The organism is Microbulbifer salipaludis (assembly GCF_017303155.1).
GTDB lineage: Bacteria > Pseudomonadota > Gammaproteobacteria > Pseudomonadales > Cellvibrionaceae > Microbulbifer > Microbulbifer salipaludis.
Genome location: NZ_JAEKJR010000002.1, coordinates 1489670 through 1508319, shown reverse-complemented (window position 1 = coordinate 1508319; position 18650 = coordinate 1489670). Strand labels below are relative to the sequence as shown.

Below are 18650 nucleotides of genomic sequence, written 5' to 3'. Positions count from 1 at the left end.
TTAGTGATCGTGGGAGGCGCCGGATTTTTCAATATCGGCTTTGATGATGTAGCTGTTCTCAGTTACATACTCTGTGCCGGGCTCCAACCCTCCGAGTACCTCAACCCATTCTCCGGCCTCGCGCCCAAGATCCAGCATGCGCACTTCGTACTCGTCACCCACTTTGGCGTAGACCACGGTAAAATCGCGGAACGCCTGCAGTCCGGATCGCTTCACTGCCAGTGGCACCTCGTATTCAGCGACCTGGATATCACCGGAGACAAATGCACCAGGGGCGAGTGTAGCCGGAGGGTTTTTAAGCGCGACACGTACGACACTGGATTGATTGGGGCGAATGATGGTGTCGATCTGGCGTACTTCGCCTTCGAGCTGCCCATCAATGCCGCGCACATTCAGCGCAACCGGTGCGCCGTATTTGATGCGCGTACGCAGTGCCGGGAATACATCCAATTCCGCCAGCAGCGCGTTACTGTCTGCAATCGTCAACAAGGTGCGCCCTTCCGTCTGCTCCCCAGGGTTTGCCTGGCGCTGCAGCACCACACCTTCAATCGGGGAGTTGATGGTGTAGGTCTTCAGGTTTTCGTTACTGTTAATTGCGATCAGGGGTTGGCCTTTGCCAACGCGCTCACCAAGCCCCACCTTCACCGACTCCACAGTGCCATCAAATCGAGCACTGATCAGGCGCACCCGCTCCGGGTTCATTGTCAGTCGTCCGTAGGCCTTGCTGGTTTCCTTCAGCACTGCCGAGCCAGCGATACCGGTGCCAATATCCATCGCTTCTGCGATGCTCGGCTCAATCCGGGTACGGCCTTCGAAATTGTCGTACTGCCAGCGATGATCTTTGCCGTTGTAGTTCGCGGTAATCGTGACCATGAAAGAGTGCGGCTCGTAAATCACCGTGTCGCCACGCAGAAAGTCACCTTGCGCGGCAAAACGGATGTGATCCTCCACACCGCCGAGACGGGTCAACACAACCTTGAGGTCCACTTTATTTGGATCTACCGCCTTACCATCATCGGTAACCCAAACGCGAAACTCGGGCGGTACACCGGTTTCAAAAATGCTCAGCTCCAGGGCGAAATCGTCATCGCGCAACATACGGCCACGGTTCGGACCTTTCTCTGGTTCTGGCTCACCACCTTCTGCTGCAGCGCCGGCGGCCTGTACCTCTATGCTGTAGCCCATCCCAAAGGAAAGTACGAAAGCCAGGATCAGGCTGGAAAAAATCACAGGTTTCATTTCACGTTCTCGCTTATCGCCGCCAGGGACAGGCCGGTGAGCTTCTCAATTTCAATCAGGTTCAGGTGGGCACGGTACTGGGTTTCCAGATAGGAAAGACGCGCCTCTATCAGGTCTTGCTGAGCCGCTGCCAGTTCGTAATAGCTGTACTTACCCTGGCGGTATGCACTACGGGTATCCGTGAGCGCACGTTGCAGGCTGGGAATGATCTTCACCTCGAGCGCTTCTGCAACGTGCCGACTGTGAAGTAGCTCTTGCGCCATCACATACACTTGGGTTTCCATTTCGAGCGCTTTCGCATCTCTTTCTGCGCGGTAACGGTTCTGCTCTGCCATCAGTGCGGCTACTTTGTTCTTGTTGCGATCGCGTCGACCAAGTGGGATGGAAACGCCGGCGACGAGGCTGTAGTCATCGACAGATTCAAGGCGCCGGATACCAGCATCAATTTTCCACTGGATACCCGCCTCGGCACGGGCCAAGGCGATTTCCGCCTCTGCCACCCGCTCTCGGCTAAGGAATACCGCCAAGTTCGGATTACCGGAAACTTCGGAGCGCAGCCGGGCAATATCGATGGCTGGTACCGGCGCAGAAAGTGAGCCGTCTACCGCGCCAAACCCGGGCGTTCTTTCCCCCCATTGCGCGGCCAACCGGTGACGTGAGACTTGCAGTTCGTGCCCAATATCCTCCACCGCCAATCGCCGGCGTTCGAGTTCCGCTTCTGCCCTGGAAGCGTCGGCCTGCGGCACTTTACCAACGCTGACCTGGCGCCTGATATCAACCAGGGCCTCCTGTGCCTGCTCTACGGCATCCATGGCCAGCACCATTCGCTCCTGCTGTGCCATCGCCTGGAGAAAATAGCGCGCGGTATTCGCTGCAACGTCCAGCTCCAGTACCTGCCGCTGCGTCTCGATTACCGAAGTCTGAATGCGGGCCGCCTCCACCCGCTTGTCGATCACATTACTCTGGAACAGCCAAGTGATACCCAACGTGGTCTGCGCGCTCTCGACCCCGTTGAAATCTCCGGTACCGGCCACGTCTTCTACCTGCAGGCGCAGCTCCGGCCGCGGTCCGACCGCGGCTTGCGCTGCCTGCGCATTCGCGGATTCCAGTTGGTAGCTGTAACCAGCCAGTTCGAGATGGCTCTGCAAGCTCTGCATCACCGCCTGCTCGAATGTAAGGCCGCGGTATACCGGGCTTTCCTGAGCCCAGCTGATGGAGGTGTCCAGGCAAAGAGACAGGGACAAGGCAGCCCCTACTGTCACCCGAAAAAACCGACTCAAAATCGGTTTTTTATATATAGATCTCCGCAAGTTATCGCGCACTTTGCTTCCTTAGTGAGAGAACAGGGTTTCTATGGCGTGGTGGAGCGCATCCACCGAAAACAGGCAACAGCCAGAAAGAAAAATAAACAGGATGCCCACCAGCAGAGGCGAGAAAGAACGTCCCTTGTCATCCGCTAACAGGTAATGGATTCGGGCGTTCAACTGATCCGCCGCGAAATGGCAACAAAGAGCAGATGACGCCTTGGCAGCCGGCATACCATTCGACAAGCGAGTCACTTTGACCAGCGTTTGAGCCACAAAAGTCTCACTCCAGCCACTGCGACACACCTGCTCGTCAGCACACTGCTCCATGCACAGCATCATCTGCCGGTTGAGATAATTCCGCTGGCTACCAGGAAAGAATCCAGCGAGCAGTGCAAATAGCAGCTTCTGAAGCGGGTCGAGACGCCGAACATGCGCCTCTTCGTGCATACGTACCACCGCGAACTCGTCATCGCTTACGCCATCACGCAAACCGCTCGTAAAAAAAACCTGCGGCCGTAACAACCCGCTAGTGAATGCCTGAGCGCGCGGCGAATGAATAATGGATGTATCGTCCGTTTCATGTTCACAAACCTGAAGCAACAACTGGAGTTGGGCCAGGTGCCTATACGCGCGGACACAGCTCCGAGCCAACATGACACCGGTCAAAGCCAGGAATCCGAGTGCTGATAAGCCGTGCCAGCTATAGATATTGAACGCGTAGATATGGTGCCAGTGAGCCAGGCTCGCAGTCCGCTCACCAAGAGCGTCAGGGAATACCAGCAGTGTCGCTGCAGAGCCCGCCGCCAACCAGGGCAGCACTACGGCGCTCCACAACAACGGTCGCCGTGCACCGGTAGAAAGGCGCATGGAAAATGATGGGAATCGGCTGACCACCAAGCACACGGCAGAGACCGCGAGAACTCCCACAAAAAGGCAGAGTGCCGCAATGGTGAGCAGGTTCAGCCACAGGGCTGCTTGCCCAAGAATCACGCGTCACCACCTTTTTGGCGCCTGGCCTTTTGCTGCTCAATCAGCTGCTCAAGCTGCTCCAGCTGGGACTCACTAAGATCAGAAGAAATGGATGTGAATGCGGCGACAAGACCATCGTCGTCATCGACGAACTCTCGGGTAACGTCTTGAATAAGCTGACCGACGAAAGCATACCGTTCTACAGCGGGGCGGTACTGGAAAGCATGCCCCAGCTTCTCGCGGGCCAGGAGCCCTTTTTTGAACAGTCGGTCTAGGGTGCTTTGAATGGTATTTAGCGAGCCGCCACGAGCCTTACTGAGGTGGGCATGCACCTGCTTGGCATCTGCAGAACCTTCGTCCCAGAGATAGTGCAAAACCTGCTTTTCGAGATCACCCAGCCGCATGTCTACTCGCCAATTGAGAATATGTCCAATTTGGCAACATGCTATTCCGCAAAAAACCGATCGTCAATGGGTTTTTTGAGCCAGAGCCAGTATGGGGAGTCATCAAAGCCGAGGGTCGGCAGGGATTCTGGAAATTTTCGCCAAAAATAAATCAACTTGTTGTTTCTAAAGGCTTTTTCTGAACTCTTCCTTTCCAGATTCTCTCCAATTCGCGATTCCCACCATTAACTGTTTGTCTTCGCGAATAAAATCGTCCGCCACTTTTTACTTGGAGCCTTCTGCGGTTTGCGCCAGGGGATTCGCGGGGGTGTCGAGTCCAGCCTTTGAGATCAATTTGTAGTGGCCCAAACTGGTCCGGGTCTGGGCAAGCGCAATCTCCAGGCTCGTTTGTTTCTGTATGTTTTCTTTCAGCTCCGCCTGAGTGTGATCCAACTGTCTCTGAAGCAAATCCCCCTCGTGCGTTTTTAATTTAAGCTGGGCGTTCACTTGATTCAGCTGTTCTTGCATAGAAGTAGACCGCTGCTCTGACTGTCGTAGAGAATCTTCCTGGCTGCCCACCTGCTTGCGTGCTGCAGCCAGCTCAGAGGCCAAGCGAGCATTGTCCTTGTTGAGCTGCGTCAGTTCTCCTTGATTCACGATGATTGTTTGATTGAGTTGACGCTGCTCTGCCTGAAGTTGCTGTACCTGCTGTTCGTGGCGGCGGATATCTTGGTCTCGTTGCTCTTTGCTGGCCTGGCGGTAGTGTTCGAGAGCATCTCGCGCGTGCTGATGCTTGTCTTCCAGAGATTTCAGGTGGACGTCCTTGTCTGCAAGGCGCGCCTGAATATCCTCGACCTGTTGCTGAAGTCGTTCCGACCTAAGACGCTCAGATTGTAGTTCAGACGTTTTTTCGTCCAGCGATCCCTGAGTGTCACTCAGTCGCTCCTCAAGTGCTTCGGTCATTTCATTGCTGGTTTTCAGCGCGGCCTGCAAGCTTTCTCGCTCTCGCTTCCAGAGTGTCTCCCGGTCTTGGTTTCGTGTTTCCGCCTCGGACACCAACTCCTTGGCTTCCTCACGCAATCGAGAGGCTAGGCGAGCCACCATTTCCTGAAGCGTCTTGCTGAGAAGCTGCTCGTCGTCCAGCCGGGCACCTTCGGCCTCTTCAATTTCCTTGAGGTAGCGGTGGATGGTGGTCTTGGAGCCGGTATTGCCGAGCTCTATACGTATCGCATCCAACGAGGGGTTCTCGCCCCGAGCTAGCACGGCATCACGAGCCTGCTGAACGAGGACTTTGTTGATTCCCGTGCGTGCCATCTGAGTCTCCTATTTTTTCGTACCATGGTATGTACTATGTATATACATACTAAAACCACTCTATCAGTTTGGCAATGGTGTACAAATAATGACAAGAGATAATAATGAATTATCCATTGTTAGCTGCCATATTTGTCATAAACTAACCTCAGCCGGTACGAAACCCTCTTTCACTCCAACATCCACCTGGCAACTCAACCCAGGGCGCGGACAAGAATCGCATGAGCAACATCGACCAATATATTCACGCGGCTACCCGTGAAAACACGCGACGCAGCTACCAGGCAGCAGTTCAACACTTTGAAGTCAGCTGGGGCGGATTCCTGCCAGCAACAGCAGATAGTGTCGCTCGGTATCTGGCAGATCACGCTGAAACACTGGCCATCAATACGCTGAAGTTACGCCTTTCAGGCCTGGCCCAATGGCATCGAGATCAAGGCTTTCCAGATCCAACCAAGGCACCGATAGTAAAAAAAGTACTCAAGGGTATTAGGGAGCTACACCCGACCAGAGAAAAGCGTGCACGCCCGATACAGTTAGAGGAGCTGACTACTATTGCCGGCCAGCTAGAGTTGGCGCTATCCATTGCAGTGGAAAAAGGTGACAGAAAGGCCTCCATCGTGCACGCTCGCAACCGCGCCCTGCTTCTGCTGGGGTTCTGGCGTGGATTCCGCAGCGATGAGATTTGTCGGCTACGGGTGGAGTTGGTGACAGTTAGACCAGGAGAAGGAATGACGATCTATCTCCCGAGAAGCAAAGGTGACAGACAAAGCCTCGGTCGTGAACTCAAGGTGCCGGCGTTGAGCCACCTATGCCCGGTGTCGGCTTACGAAGAATGGATAAAGAATGCAGATATCGCCGAGGGGCCCGTATTTCGAGCCATTAACCGCTGGGGACACCTTTCTGAAACTGAACTTGCCTCAAACAGCATATCCCCCCTACTTCGACACATGATTGAGCAAGCGGGATTGCACCACAAGAATGTCAGCAGCCACTCGTTGCGCCGTGGATTTGCAAATTGGGCAAATGCTAATGGCTGGGATACGAAAACGTTGATGGAATATGTGGGGTGGAAGGATGTTCAATCGGCAATGCGGTATGTCGATGCTGCGGATCCGTTCTCACAACAGCGCATCGAACAAAACATCTCGACGAGAAAGCCTATTCACAATCTGCCAGAATAAATGAAGCAACCCGGTTCCGATCAAATAGCTACATTTTGAACAATTAAGGCTAGCTGGATCCCCTTCCCTCGCCGGGCCGAAGAGATCACTCTACGTGGCTTGGTGATGCATTTAACTGCCTAAGAAGCTCTAGTTGCCGCTTTTTAGAAAGCTTATCGATTTTACAAATCAGCTCCGCCAAGACATCCGACTCACAGAAAAAGTACGCTACGGGCACACCCAGCTCTTTGCCGATTCTTTTGAGCATTTGGTAATCAGGGCTATGACGCCCCTTTTCATAATGCGTCATGCGACTACTGGCCGAGCCAGGCTCAATACCCAAGCGGATGCCCAGCTCCTTCTGGCTGATGCCTTTCGCGGTGCGCGCTTGGAGCAGACGCAACGGGATGGGAGAAGAGTTGGGCAAAATATAAGCATCTTCGAGTTCTCAGGGACTTAGATTGTCTAAGTATATGGGCATCCGGTATACTTAGGAATCCTAAGCGCCACCTCCAAGCTGTATATTTATGTTCTACTCGATTGCGCTCCCCCATGACTCCATCGAAAATTAAGCCGGAACTACTCGACTTGCTGGTTTCGGGAAAGTTTGACAGTTTCACTTGTCCTGCGCTTACTCAGGCCTACTTTGCGTCTCCTCGCTGCACCAGCCCCACCAAGCGCGCGGCAAGCCAGATTGTTGCCCGGGCGGTCAAAGCCCTGGAAGGCGATCAGTTAATTGTGGGCACCTCCTCAACATCCGGCAGAGCTAAGCAGTATCAACTTACTGAAGATTTCTATCGAATCTTCTCTGTGGCGCGCGTTGCTCCTTTATCGACACAAGAGCCCAACGCCCCAAATGAAAGCTTTCTCGCGATACTTGAGGGAAAGTTACATGAATACAAAATCGAGCTTTTGGAGGCGATCGGGGAAGTCGAAGAGTATGAAGAGCTAAGTAAAACAGCGCCGGAGAAAAGGAGCCAAATCCAAGTGCTCTACGATCGTGCGCGTGATCAATTTTCTAGAACGCAGGGACGAGTCAAGGCTATCGAGGCCGTACTCGCTGAAGTAAAGCGATCTTAATCAATGCAATTACGAAAATGGCAGTCCGAGTGCATATCACAAGCGCTTGAGTATTACAGTACGGGAAAAACACATTTCATGTGTCTAGCAACTCCTGGTGCAGGGAAAACAGTAATGGCATCCACCCTAGCCAATCAATTATTTGACTCAAATCTAATAGACTTAGTAATTTGCTTTTCTCCTTCTGTTGTAGTGGCTGAGGATTTTAGATATGAGTTGGAGCAAATTACCGGCAATCGCATTGACGGATTGCTTGGGTCTTCCGGATCTTCGCTGACATACCAGTCATTGCGTAATCTCGGAGAGCGATTTTGGGCCCTTTTTGAGCAATACAGAGTCTTCGTAATCTTTGATGAGATCCATCATTGCGCGGGCAACAGTATTGAGTACTCAAACGCCTGGGGTGAAAAAATTATCACCCATATACAAGGACGCGCATCTTATACATTGGCACTCACCGGAACGCCCTGGCGATCAGACCTACTACCCGTAGTCCTGGCAAACTATTGCGATGAAAATCATATGGTTCACTGTGATTACCAATACGGCCTCAATGAAGCGATATTAGATAGTGTGTGCCGAACGCCAGTTATGATTGCTATTGACAACAATCAAGTTCAGTTTCAGCGCGACGATGATAGTAAACTGTATCGATCTTTCAGAAGTTTGCTTACCGAATCTGACTGCACCTATCAGGAGCTATTGGAAAGCCGAGACCTAATTCTCTACTGCTTGAATCAAGCCAATCAGAAATTGGATTCATTACGGACGAAAAAGCTTAATTCTGGTGGATTAATAGTCGCCACATCAATTGCCCATGCCGAGAAGATACATGCAATTCTTGCTGGTGAATTAGGTGAACATGCCGATATCGTAACGCACAAAAATGAAAATTCCATATCTACGATCCACAACTTCAAGAAATCAGATAGGAAATGGATCATATCGGTTGGCATGATCAGTGAAGGAACGAATATCCCCCGCCTTCAGGTATGCTGTCATTTAACCCGAGTAAAAACCGAACTGTACTTCCGCCAAATCCTTGGCAGAATTCTGCGTTCCGGTGGCGGCCCTAATGAAATTGGGTATATGTATTTTCCCGCAGAACCAACGCTAATGGATTACGCAGAAAGAATTGAAAGTGACATCCCAAATACCGCCACTATAAAATCATTTCTTTCAAAAAATCATGACCAAGTAAGTTCAGTCGAGATTCTGCCCAGATCAAATGTAAATAGTCAGAAATCGGGAACTATCAGCTTTTCCCCTCAAGAGCCGGAGGTTGTCTACTCGACGGTAAGAGTTAACGACAAAAGGCAAGATTTGGAACTGCCGATTGACGCCACATACCAAGATTCAGACTTATCAAGAAACTACTTGAGATCAATAAACATATCTGGAAATTTCATTCGCAAACGGTTATCGCCACAGTTGGCCAAAAGCTATTGATAACCTCAACTACGACATATCAATGCGGTAAACTGTCATTATTCGTCTCAGTGTCGCTCGTTTGAGAGGTATCGAAAGCGGAAACTCTCAGCCTTCAATCAACCGCGCGAATTTCTCATGAGTCTATTTCTCAAAATTGACAGGAATCTTACGGGTCGGGACTTTGTCGTCGGCGATGTGCACGGCCACTTGCAGCAACTGCTTACGCAATTGCAGGAGGTCACCTTCGACACATCTCTTGACCGCCTGTTCTTTCTTGGGGATCTGGTCGACCGAGGTCCGGATAGCGAAGCCCTCCTCGCAATGATTGATCAACAAACCTTTTTCAGTGTTGCTGGCAATCATGAAGCGATGATGATCGCCGGGTTCGAGAACCCCGAGACCGCTGCCAGGCATCGCGCTAACGGCGGTGAATGGTTCTACATGCTGCCGCGGGCTCAGAGGCAGCACTTAGTGAGCCAGGTCAGACGCTGGCCTTGGGCCATTGAGCTGGATACCGGCCGCCAGTGTATCGGGCTAGTCCACGCCAATGTTATCGGCGGTAGCTGGCCACGGACTCAGCTCGCCTTAACCGCTATCGAAGAGGCCTGGTCAGCAGACATATCACTCGAAAACGACGAGCGAATGGCTAGCGCTGCGGAGCAGTTCTTGTGGGATCGTTCCCTAGCGAGCCAGCTGTATAGGCATCTGCTCGGCCTGGGCAATGCAAAGCGTACTTTGGCCGAATACAAACGATTATTCCTGGAGCACCTGGACACAATTGACCATGCCCAACCGGAAGCGCTTGCCCCATTTCAGATCAGCGGCATCGATGCACTCTACCTTGGCCACAATTTCGTACCCAGGCCAGTCTCCGTGGGCAACTGCTACTTTTTGGACACCTATCGTGGCGAGGGAGGCGAGCAGTTGGCTTTGATATGCGTTAGTGAGTTTTCAAGGTAGCCATCCGGTACACCTGCGGTCCCAACCTAATTCCGCCGTGTAATTTAGGTATCCACCTATCAACAAGTGGACAACAAATATGAGCGGAATTATTACCGGTAAGACACCGGTGCACCCCGCTATACCCACAATGAGCCCGAAAGTTGGCTTGCCATTAAGACGTATTTTCAATTTGGGGCACATAACAGCTACGCGAAATAGGAGTATCTGATGTGCAATCAGGTGCTTCTGTTGGTAGCCCACTACAATGCCCTACCTGCCTGTGTCGATAGGGTCGGACTTGGTGGAGACCTAGCATGCCGCGCTGTTCAACAACCTCCACCGGAGAATGGTTACGGAAGGCCCTGTTCGGTGTGGACATCCAACAGTACGCTAGATCCTGATTTCTTGGAAAAAGTATCCGTAGGCTTTTGTGTGTTCGGAGAAGAATCCGCACCCGGTCTAGCGTATCGGTGTCATCCGCCAAGGGCTCTCCCTGACGGAGCCCTTCCGGGATCACAGGCCTATCCAGGAGAAGGCCAAGCAGGGTGTATTGCTGAGACTTAGGCAACTCCCAGTGGGTGAAAAGAGCGATGATTTGAGTGCTGAGTTGAGATCGCAGTTCGGCATCCAGCCGGCGGCACACCCCATCCTGACTCATGATTTTCCCGTATACCCGAGCTGGTGATCAAGCCAGTATACAAGCCGAACCACAGAATGAAGCAATCCACACTTTGTCCAAGATTCGTTCAAACCCCTTCTTCTCAAGGAGATGTGTCAGATCTGGTCTGAACTAATCCAATTCACGGTTTTATTCAGAATTTCCCTAACTACTAACCCGATAACCTCACGGGTTATCGGGCTGCAAAATCTACTTACCTTTCATTGCGCACTCACTATCTGTTCTGTGGTCTAAATATGCAGAATATGGAAGTATAACAGTATCTGCTATGGCGCTGAGTGGTAAATCAACCAGAGCAAACGGTATAATTATTTTACGAAAATTTGAGTGTGAAGCAGCGGCTGTACATATATGCATGCTATCCAGTTTTACACCTCCGAAAACATAGCTTAATTCTTTTTTACAAGGATTCGGGGTGTTATCAAATCCAGTCCTAACTATTGTTCCACAACCAACTACGTTGAACCCAATAAATGCGACCAGAAAAGTCTTCAATAAATAAGATTTCACTTATACAGCCCCTTAACACTAAAAACCTAATGTCATGGGCACTGAATATTGGGATCTGAACTACACCCACCACCGCCACCACAACACTGAGGGACCAAAACAAGACTTTCATCAGACTTGATGTAACCCCGATCGGCAGCCTCAGCTCTTCCGAAAACAACCATGCGATGAGGCATAGCAGATGATATCGAACTACCTACTCCGTTAGAAATAGCCTCTTTTAATTTCCTAGAATCGCTAAATTTCTCATTCAAAATTTGCACGCTCTCAACAGCTCCGTTTTCATCTATTTCAGAGCGAAACCAAATGGACTCACTTTTCTTAAGCAAACCAGGTGGAAATTTCTCCTCAAATCTAATTGTCGGAAGCCGCCCCATCATTGAAGGGTCGTGTGCTCCATCAGCAGCCTCTATTATTAGCACCTCTCTCTCAGCGCCCGTCATTTCGAACTCAAGAGAGCCATATATTGAGTCGAGCTTATCTGAAAACTGTTCAGTAGATGCTCCCTTTAAAGCTAACTTACCCATCCCGGTTTTTTCCAAGATGCCCCACTCTTCAACAAATGTCGGTTTGCCAGGATTGATTTTTGATCTATAAAGATCAAAATTGAGTTCGCTAATTTGAATACCATTCGTTCCATCCCCCAACAATAGCGTTGTAGTGGAAGCAAGAGATCCTCCACAAACTGGAGGCTCGGGATTCAAACAGTCATGACAGTTGGAAAACGACAAAAAATCGTCTGCGGCTTCTCGCCACTCATCGCTGCAAAGATTTCCCACTGCGCTTAAACAATGCCCGTGCACATCACAGCACATATCGTGATCAGCGCAATCTTGGGAGTAAACCCCAGTACCATCAGTCCCGCCACATCCCGGACCACACCGACCAACACAGTCATTTTGTGTCGTACATCCAATTAGGTGCGTATAACTTCTCAAGCCATGCGAAGGACATGCGTCATGTGAAGTAGTTCTATAAGCCCATCCACATGTAAAATATGTCACATTGTCATTATCTGAGAGGTTGTAGCATGGAGGGGGAGGCGGTGGACAGCTAGCACTCGGCGCTAAAGCTGAATCTGGATTTTCACAAGGCGCACTCGGATATATTATTTCATCAATTACTTCACTTTTAGCATAATCATTACTAGCATCATCTTTAGCTTCTCCGTTACCCGTTGATGCGCTCGCATCAATTTGAATCTTTCCTGATATTTCGCTGATCGGTTCCCCTACGGGTGTACCTGACAGCCATCCTGTAGCTTTATATATCAACTGCTTTTGCAAGTTTCGGCTTTTCGCCCAACCTTCAGAGTCTAACTTATAGGACAGGGACTGAAATGCCACCTTTTCTACGGATGTCAGTGATGTACCATAACCATTTATGGAGAAGTCGTTCGTACTAACCCCGTAACTAAAGTCAACAACCAGAGATCCAACTTTGAAACTTAGATCAATAATATCGCCATCTTTCGATTCGCTGACTATTTGTATGTTAATTCCATCTAGATGATAGATTGAACGTAGTCTCTTTTTAGATTTTGTTACTGTTAGCTTTCCTCGTTCACTTAGCTGAGTTAGGTCTTCTCTAGTAATTTTCTTCTTTGACTTACCGATAGCTTCTTTCGTAATTGAATGAACTGATTTCGAATCTGAATCAGGAATACTTTCTTGTGAAATAGCGAAAAATGAAAATGAACTTAAAAGAATAACATATGCTATTAGACGTAAACTACGCAGTATAACCATATTGACATCCCTGTTTTATGACGTTCAGCGGTACTATATATAAAAGAAGCCAGCATCAGTGCAGTTATGCGCGCCAATTTATGGCAATTTAGACATTATGTGACGCAGAAGTGAGTTTGATAAAGCAACTTTTCTTCTGTAAATACCCGGTCAGCTGATCGCCGGTTTTCACATCGTTAAATACTTCTTAGTTAAAGCGAAGGTGAGTATTGATGGGCAAATATTGACTGTTCTCGATCAAACCTGAAGACTTTCTGGTTCCACTAGACGTCGACAGAGGGCATTGCGCAGTCCTACCATATAAACACAATATAGTCATCTCATATTTTTGATGATATCAACTCCACGACCTGGAAACCGGGGAATAGATCGCCCACCATACCCTCTGCCGGGAAAAGGGCCGCATCATCAAGAACAACAATCACTACCGCGACCTAGCCCAGCGCATCGCCGACCAGAAAGCCGCCATCGGCGGATTGCTACCAACAGGCTAGGCCTCGGACCCCTGCGAGCCGCTCAAAGCGCCTCGCCGCGGATCTACAAAGACCAATTGACAGGCGCCCATGACCCGCTGAAGGCCCACGCACCGGACGCCCGGGATCGCCGTAGGTGTTGTTGTAACACCCGCAGCTCACCGCGAGACAGCCAGCTGACACCAGTGGCTGAGTACCTAGGTCCAATTTAACCGACCCAGCGGCCAGGAGGTGACCCATGAGCCAGCTTGATCTCACCACCGCGCAGTACCGGTCCCTGCAGAATCTGCTCGCCGAAGCGGAAAGCCAGGAGCTGTCCTACCTAGTCTTTGCTCAGCGTCTGGCCGAGAAACCACTGGAAAGCTTCGACTACCGTCGCCAAACCAGCATGACCAAGCGCCAGGCGAATGCACTGCTGGACTTCGGCTTTATTGACCAGCGGGAGAATCTCGTGTTCATTGGATCGCCCGGCGCGGGCAAGACCCACTTGGCCATTGGCAGCGGCCAGAAAGCGGTCTAGGCCGACTACAAAGTCCTGTTCCGCACCGCGCTAGCGTTGATCGAAGACCTGGAACTGGCGGAGATGAAGGGCGAGCTCAAAAAGCGGCTTACCCAACTGGGTAAATAAGACGTACTCATCATTGATGAACAGCGATGACACGCCAGGCCCGCTGCAACCTGCTCCAGTTGATCAACAAGCTGTACGAGTACCGCTCAATCATCCTGAGACCACCAACAAAGACTTCACTGCCTGGGGAGGATTCTTACACGACTACAACGTGGCGGTGCCCATCAGCAACCCGGTCATCCACCACTAACATATCTTCATGCTGGGAGGAGAGAGCTGTCGACTGAAGCAGAAAACTACCGGTTCTACCGCACTGGGTGCGGTCAATGTCATTGGCCGAAGGTGGTTCAAAATGAGTAGCCATTGACACTGGTATACCATGAAGGCCAATGTGGTCAGGTAAAGGCTTGCGGCGGGACACTTAAGGAGCCGGTGAGCGATATCGGCAAGCGCTCGTTACATGTTATGAAGCGCTTTCCAGGATCAAACGCCCTCAACTACCCCATCCCCCAGCTCTCAACCTCAAATCGTACCATCGCCAATTCTAACGAAACCTGCACCCGGAAAGATGGAGCGCCATGAGCACCTAGGTCGGCTCCACTTATCTCTAGCAGTTTCTGTGGGAAGTGACCAGAAATATTGGTACAGGCTACATAGGATTGCGCCAGCGCCGATTGCGTGTCGTCCAGCTCTCGGACGATACTTTTTCCAGCAGGCTTATTACTGGTAAAGATCGCAGTATTTGTATTTGACTAGTCACACTCTCGCTCCCGTGGACCATCCAAATGCCCAATTCTGGTCAAACCCCATAGAAGAATAGCTAATAAAATCCATGGATTAGGGATCAAGAGACGAGCGATTTACCCGAAATCAGTCCATCACCCATTTAAGTGTCATGCGTCAACCATGCACCTAGACTAGTCCATATAAATCAACGAAGTATTGAGCTTTACGCGATTTTTCTTTCGATATCGTTAAAGAACTATCAATTGAAGTACCAACTCACTGCTGGCGCAATCCGCTCACTAGCCACAACGACCGAATAGTGATTTGGGCGCAGTGGGCAAGTGTACTTCGAAATTTTTTGTCCGATAGGGGGCAGTATTCAGTCCTTGCTGACAGCTCGAGCACGCTATAGATAGCCTTGAAAAAGTGAAAAATGAGTCGATTTCGACCAGTCAACCGAAGAATTAAGTGTAATAGTATTTTTGTGAATCCGATGCCACGTCGAATTCCGAAGTATTGCGTCAAGGATTACCTAAAGGCCGAGATTTAAAAGCTTGTAAACTGAACCTGAACTGACAGAAAGCTTTCTGAAACACCGCCACCCGGTAGAGAAAGTCTGAAATACAACAAATTATCTATAGCTGTTCCAAGAAGTATTTCCTTTTCGAAACGAATCGAGAGTTAACCATGCACCCGGCTTTCTAACAAAGGTTTCAGGTTGGCCATTGGAATATTGGCCTTTATCAACAGTTGGGTATAGCCCTAGGTACTCTTGCCCTCTAAAAGATGAAGAGGCATAGTCTAAAACAGGTAATACTGCAACTGAGCCGCCACTAAACCCATCAAAGTAGCCCAGCTCCCAAGGCATCCATTTTGATCCTGAAGCGTTGTCCGTAGCGAGAAAAATCAAAGACTTCGACTGCTTCATTCTAGCGCGCAAAAGTTCAGCGGTCTCAGCAGATACGCTCTCCCGATTGGCCTGAGGATCGTCTTGCCAGTCAACGTATACTTTGATTCCTTTACGCGTGAGAATTTCCTTTACGCCCAAAACTAATTCAGCATCTTTTGAGGAGTGAGATAGAAAGACATCAAAGCTATCGTAGGAAGTCGCAGATCTTATCTCTGACTCCAAAATAGCTTTGGCATTGATTTTGTAACTATTATTTACCTTCGCGCGGGCAGCTTGCCGTACTTCGTCTTTTGTGAAGAATGCCATTAAAGGACCTATAAATTATTCAATATACTCTCAAGAGTTTTCAAATGATCTTTATCTAACCTTGTCTTGTCCCCTAAGGACAACAGGTAAGGTTTAATATTTTTAAGGTTTTTCGGAAAAATATTTTCGAAATTAGACACAACTTCACGCCACAACTCCTCGGAAATGCTTCCCGTGAAACCTAGCGGAAGGGGCAAAACACCTTTCGCCAAAGAGATGTCAAACTCTTCCCTCATGCCAGCTGAACTAGCCAAACCATTTTCAATGGCTTTGTTCCCAAAGATAAATATCGCCACTCCAGAGTAATCCAACATATCTTCTCTGTATCGCCGCCATATTTTTTTAGCGTCGTCTGACTGTGGGAAAGGACGAATTTGCAGTTGATCAGTCAACTTTCCTCTTTGGTTTCTGTATATTTCTCGTAATGCACCTTCTACAATCGCGCTACCGACGCCCAGGCCGAGACCGTTAACTATACGAAAACCTTTTTGCACTACCAATGCTGAAATATCCGCACATAAATTCATCGCATCAGCGTCGCTCCATGGTGAATAGTCGTCTGCTGCACCACTAATGAAAATAGTTTTTCGCTTATGAACACATTCAATTTTCTTGAGTATTTCTGTAACTTGATCATATGAGTCTATCAAAACAGTCTGGATGTTATATCGGTGCTTAAGATCATTAACAAAATGGTTCTGTTTTATCTGTCGATACTCGAAATCACCGGGGCTATCTGACTCTTGTTGCTGCTCTTTTCTAAGTATGCAGTAATGAGTTCTCTGACATATACCTACCTCTGACCGTATCCGACCTAAGACATGATCTAAATTTGGATCACTAAAACTGAAGCCTAGAAATAAGAATGTTTTAGAAACCAACTCACCAGCTAAAGCAGTGACAAACGGCCCCCTCTTTTGCATGTAAGTTTGATAGTCATCTTTAGCTATAACTGCATCGTTAGGGTACTGGGCATCGCCATGCATTTTATATACGACCGCATCACGATTACGAATTGTTCGTGGAAGATCAGCCTTCGCGTGCTTAACATCTGGGATCTTTCCGGCCTCGCTCAAAGCCCTTTCGATTAGACAGTCATAATTTGTTGTCCAGTATGTCGCTATTGGTAATCTAGCTAAAATACGGTGGTTCTCTGTTACAGAATTTTCATTCAAAAAATGATCGATTATCGCCCGATTCAACCCATCTCGATTCGCGCCTCTATCATTTAGATGGTATTGGGCTAGCGATACTAAATCAGTCTCTTTATCGACATCCAAATTCAATTCTTCAGCTATTTCTCGCAGTAAATCAGACCAGTTTACGAACCCAGCACCAACTGACAGCCCTGCTCCCGCAAAAATAGCTGCATTATTTTCGTCAATCTCACGAGAAAATTTCTTAATGAAGTTCTCAATAGAAACCAATGACATCACCCCAATAAATTTTTTAGATTTTCCCAATTCCAACGATACAACCTTCCGGCATTGGGAACTGGCGTGTACGCCCCATTTTTATAGCCAATAACCTGAACTATAGGGATACGCTCCTCCCTGGCCATCGATACCTCAGCCAAGACACCTGGGGCTCTATAAGTTTTTGGGCCGACCATAACAAGTACGATATCGGATCGTTTGATTGCTGACCGTGCCTTATCTTTCCAGGACCGCTCAGGAGCAGCTTCTTTCAAACTATGATCAATTACATTAAATGGTGAATCAGGGTTTCTCGCTTGCTGGATGATGAAATCTTTCAAGGCTCGGTCTTCATCAAAGTCGAAACTCACAAATACTCTTCTTTTCGTAAACATTACTGTTTCTCCGATGATATTTTTTCCCAACAAGTAGGATGCACCACCAACGAGCGCCGCCCCCAATCCTGGAGCAATTAGTTGGCCCAATAGAGCGCCGGTGCCGAAGCTGGCTGCTTTCTCCCATGTTCCTTGTGACAGATGATGCTTGCAGTATTTGTGGCCACCGGAACATAGGATTGAACAGCGTGCCCCATCTCGTCTCACTCCAGCACACATCGCCATTGTTACTTCTCTTTCCGGACACCCTTAAACGGTGCCTTGTCAGAGGTCTTAACATCCATAAAACGCCCGGTACTAGCGTCCCGTTTTACCCAGTGACCACTAGTAGTCCGAGTTTGAGAGCGATCGCGTACGGCACCATTGCGACGACCATCACCTTTGGGGGGATTTGTAGCCATTTTGAATCTCCTTAAATAAAGCAGTTTAACCTGAGAGCATTAAAAATGGGTATCCCGTACCCATGCGATAGACTCTATACCCAACATCCCCTTAAATCAACCTGTTTAACCAGAAAATTGAGGTCCAGCATAAAGAAACTCAATCCCACCGGTTGGTGAAGAGACCTCACGCCTCATGATAAGCCCTTGATTTGTAAGGTTTTTTAGCCTGGTACTTGCATTCTGCACTGAGATTCCTAGAGCTTTAGCAACATTCGCGGTACTTGCTCCTTCTTGGCTCAATACAAAGTTCAACAGCTCTCTAGTGGATGTTTTTGCATCTGGCCCTATGACCCGAGTTTCTTTATCCGATATCAGTACCAAAGACTGTTGCTTGGCAATAGCCGCATAGTCCCAGTTATCAATGAGATCCAAGGAGCTGACGTGAGTAATGTAAAACCACTTTTCGCCACGAAGCTGCTTTGATAATGCGATAACGCTCTCTCGCGGAAAGGAAGAGTCCGTTGCCACAATACCCTCCAGAGATATTTCAAACGACTTGCTTAGAGGATTCATATCTACAACACATTGCAGCCGCTTAAACACTTCTCGGCCTAATATATTGCCGAATGGATGGTCATTATTATCTGTAAGTTCGAGCAGTTTAACTAACATACGGTTCTGCTTAACAGGATTAATTTAAGGAGAACAT

Annotated in this window: 18 protein-coding genes; 5 read left to right on the top strand and 13 right to left on the bottom strand. The window is 49.1% G+C overall.

Annotated elements, in window-relative coordinates:
* The 5 genes from JF535_RS12010 to JF535_RS11990 form a co-directional block, all read right to left on the bottom strand.
* Window positions 1-1239 (bottom strand): efflux RND transporter periplasmic adaptor subunit, encoded by a 1239-nt coding sequence (locus tag JF535_RS12010; protein WP_207002398.1) that lies wholly within the window; start codon window positions 1237-1239, stop codon window positions 1-3.
* Window positions 1236-2483, bottom strand: a complete 1248-nt coding sequence (locus tag JF535_RS12005; protein WP_207002396.1) for a TolC family protein — start codon at window positions 2481-2483, stop codon at window positions 1236-1238. The genes JF535_RS12010 and JF535_RS12005 overlap by 4 nt, the downstream gene beginning before the upstream one ends.
* Before the next feature lie 87 nt (window positions 2484-2570).
* Window positions 2571-3536, bottom strand: coding sequence for a M56 family metallopeptidase (locus JF535_RS12000; RefSeq protein WP_207002394.1), 966 nt, complete (start codon window positions 3534-3536; stop codon window positions 2571-2573).
* Window positions 3533-3919 (bottom strand): BlaI/MecI/CopY family transcriptional regulator, encoded by a 387-nt coding sequence (locus JF535_RS11995; protein ID WP_207002392.1) that lies wholly within the window; start codon window positions 3917-3919, stop codon window positions 3533-3535. The genes JF535_RS12000 and JF535_RS11995 overlap by 4 nt, the downstream gene beginning before the upstream one ends.
* A 264-nt stretch (window positions 3920-4183) precedes the next feature.
* Window positions 4184-5212 carry a DNA-binding protein gene (locus tag JF535_RS11990; protein WP_207002390.1) on the bottom strand — a complete coding sequence of 343 codons (1029 nt, stop codon included), beginning with the start codon at window positions 5210-5212 and terminating at the stop codon, window positions 4184-4186.
* Between the two features lie 221 nt (window positions 5213-5433).
* Here JF535_RS11990 and JF535_RS11985 point away from each other — a divergent pair, with 221 nt between their 5' ends.
* Entirely contained in the window at window positions 5434-6396 is a 963-nt protein-coding gene (locus tag JF535_RS11985; RefSeq protein WP_207002388.1) for a site-specific integrase, read from the top strand.
* 85 nt (window positions 6397-6481) lie between these two features.
* Here the strand turns inward: JF535_RS11985 and JF535_RS11980 are convergent, their stop codons facing one another.
* Window positions 6482-6802 carry a helix-turn-helix domain-containing protein gene (locus tag JF535_RS11980; protein ID WP_207002386.1) on the bottom strand — a complete coding sequence of 107 codons (321 nt, stop codon included), beginning with the start codon at window positions 6800-6802 and terminating at the stop codon, window positions 6482-6484.
* 125 nt (window positions 6803-6927) lie between these two features.
* Between JF535_RS11980 and JF535_RS11975 the strand changes: the two genes are divergently transcribed.
* From JF535_RS11975 to JF535_RS11965, 3 genes are all read left to right on the top strand, one after another.
* The gene (locus JF535_RS11975) at window positions 6928-7455 is read left to right on the top strand and encodes a hypothetical protein (RefSeq protein ID WP_207002384.1); all 528 of its coding nucleotides are present in this window, start codon (window positions 6928-6930) and stop codon (window positions 7453-7455) included.
* Window positions 7456-7458: 3 nt separating this feature from the next.
* The gene (locus JF535_RS11970; protein ID WP_207002382.1) at window positions 7459-8904 is read left to right on the top strand and encodes a DEAD/DEAH box helicase; all 1446 of its coding nucleotides are present in this window, start codon (window positions 7459-7461) and stop codon (window positions 8902-8904) included.
* Window positions 8905-9021: 117 nt separating this feature from the next.
* Entirely contained in the window at window positions 9022-9846 is an 825-nt protein-coding gene (locus tag JF535_RS11965; RefSeq protein ID WP_207002380.1) for a metallophosphoesterase, read from the top strand.
* A 154-nt stretch (window positions 9847-10000) separates the two neighbouring features.
* On the opposite strand, the gene JF535_RS17005 is transcribed toward JF535_RS11965, so the two are convergent.
* The 3 genes from JF535_RS17005 to JF535_RS11950 form a co-directional block, all read right to left on the bottom strand.
* Window positions 10001-10486 carry an MbcA/ParS/Xre antitoxin family protein gene (locus tag JF535_RS17005; protein ID WP_207002378.1) on the bottom strand — a complete coding sequence of 162 codons (486 nt, stop codon included), beginning with the start codon at window positions 10484-10486 and terminating at the stop codon, window positions 10001-10003.
* Between the two features lie 210 nt (window positions 10487-10696).
* Complete coding sequence (locus JF535_RS17000; RefSeq protein ID WP_207002376.1) at window positions 10697-11017, bottom strand: YceK/YidQ family lipoprotein; 321 nt, start codon at window positions 11015-11017, stop codon at window positions 10697-10699.
* 32 nt (window positions 11018-11049) lie between these two features.
* On the bottom strand, window positions 11050-12765 hold the full coding sequence (locus JF535_RS11950) for a DUF8213 domain-containing protein (RefSeq protein WP_207002374.1): 1716 nt from the start codon (window positions 12763-12765) through the stop codon (window positions 11050-11052).
* A gap of 711 nt (window positions 12766-13476) precedes the next feature.
* On the opposite strand from JF535_RS11950, the gene JF535_RS16890 reads away from it, so the two are divergent.
* Entirely contained in the window at window positions 13477-13758 is a 282-nt protein-coding gene (locus JF535_RS16890; RefSeq protein WP_277987244.1) for an ATP-binding protein, read from the top strand.
* A 1405-nt stretch (window positions 13759-15163) separates the two neighbouring features.
* On the opposite strand, the gene JF535_RS11940 is transcribed toward JF535_RS16890, so the two are convergent.
* From JF535_RS11940 to JF535_RS11925, 4 genes are all read right to left on the bottom strand, one after another.
* Window positions 15164-15748 carry a toll/interleukin-1 receptor domain-containing protein gene (locus tag JF535_RS11940; protein ID WP_207002372.1) on the bottom strand — a complete coding sequence of 195 codons (585 nt, stop codon included), beginning with the start codon at window positions 15746-15748 and terminating at the stop codon, window positions 15164-15166.
* Window positions 15749-15756: 8 nt separating this feature from the next.
* Complete coding sequence (locus JF535_RS11935) at window positions 15757-17217, bottom strand: SIR2 family protein (protein WP_207002371.1); 1461 nt, start codon at window positions 17215-17217, stop codon at window positions 15757-15759.
* Complete coding sequence (locus JF535_RS11930) at window positions 17181-17648, bottom strand: TIR domain-containing protein (protein ID WP_207002369.1); 468 nt, start codon at window positions 17646-17648, stop codon at window positions 17181-17183. The genes JF535_RS11935 and JF535_RS11930 overlap by 37 nt, the downstream gene beginning before the upstream one ends.
* Before the next feature lie 416 nt (window positions 17649-18064).
* Window positions 18065-18613: a MarR family transcriptional regulator gene (locus JF535_RS11925; protein ID WP_207002367.1), complete on the bottom strand. Its 549-nt coding sequence runs from the start codon at window positions 18611-18613 to the stop codon at window positions 18065-18067.
* Between the last annotated feature and the right edge of the window lie 37 nt (window positions 18614-18650).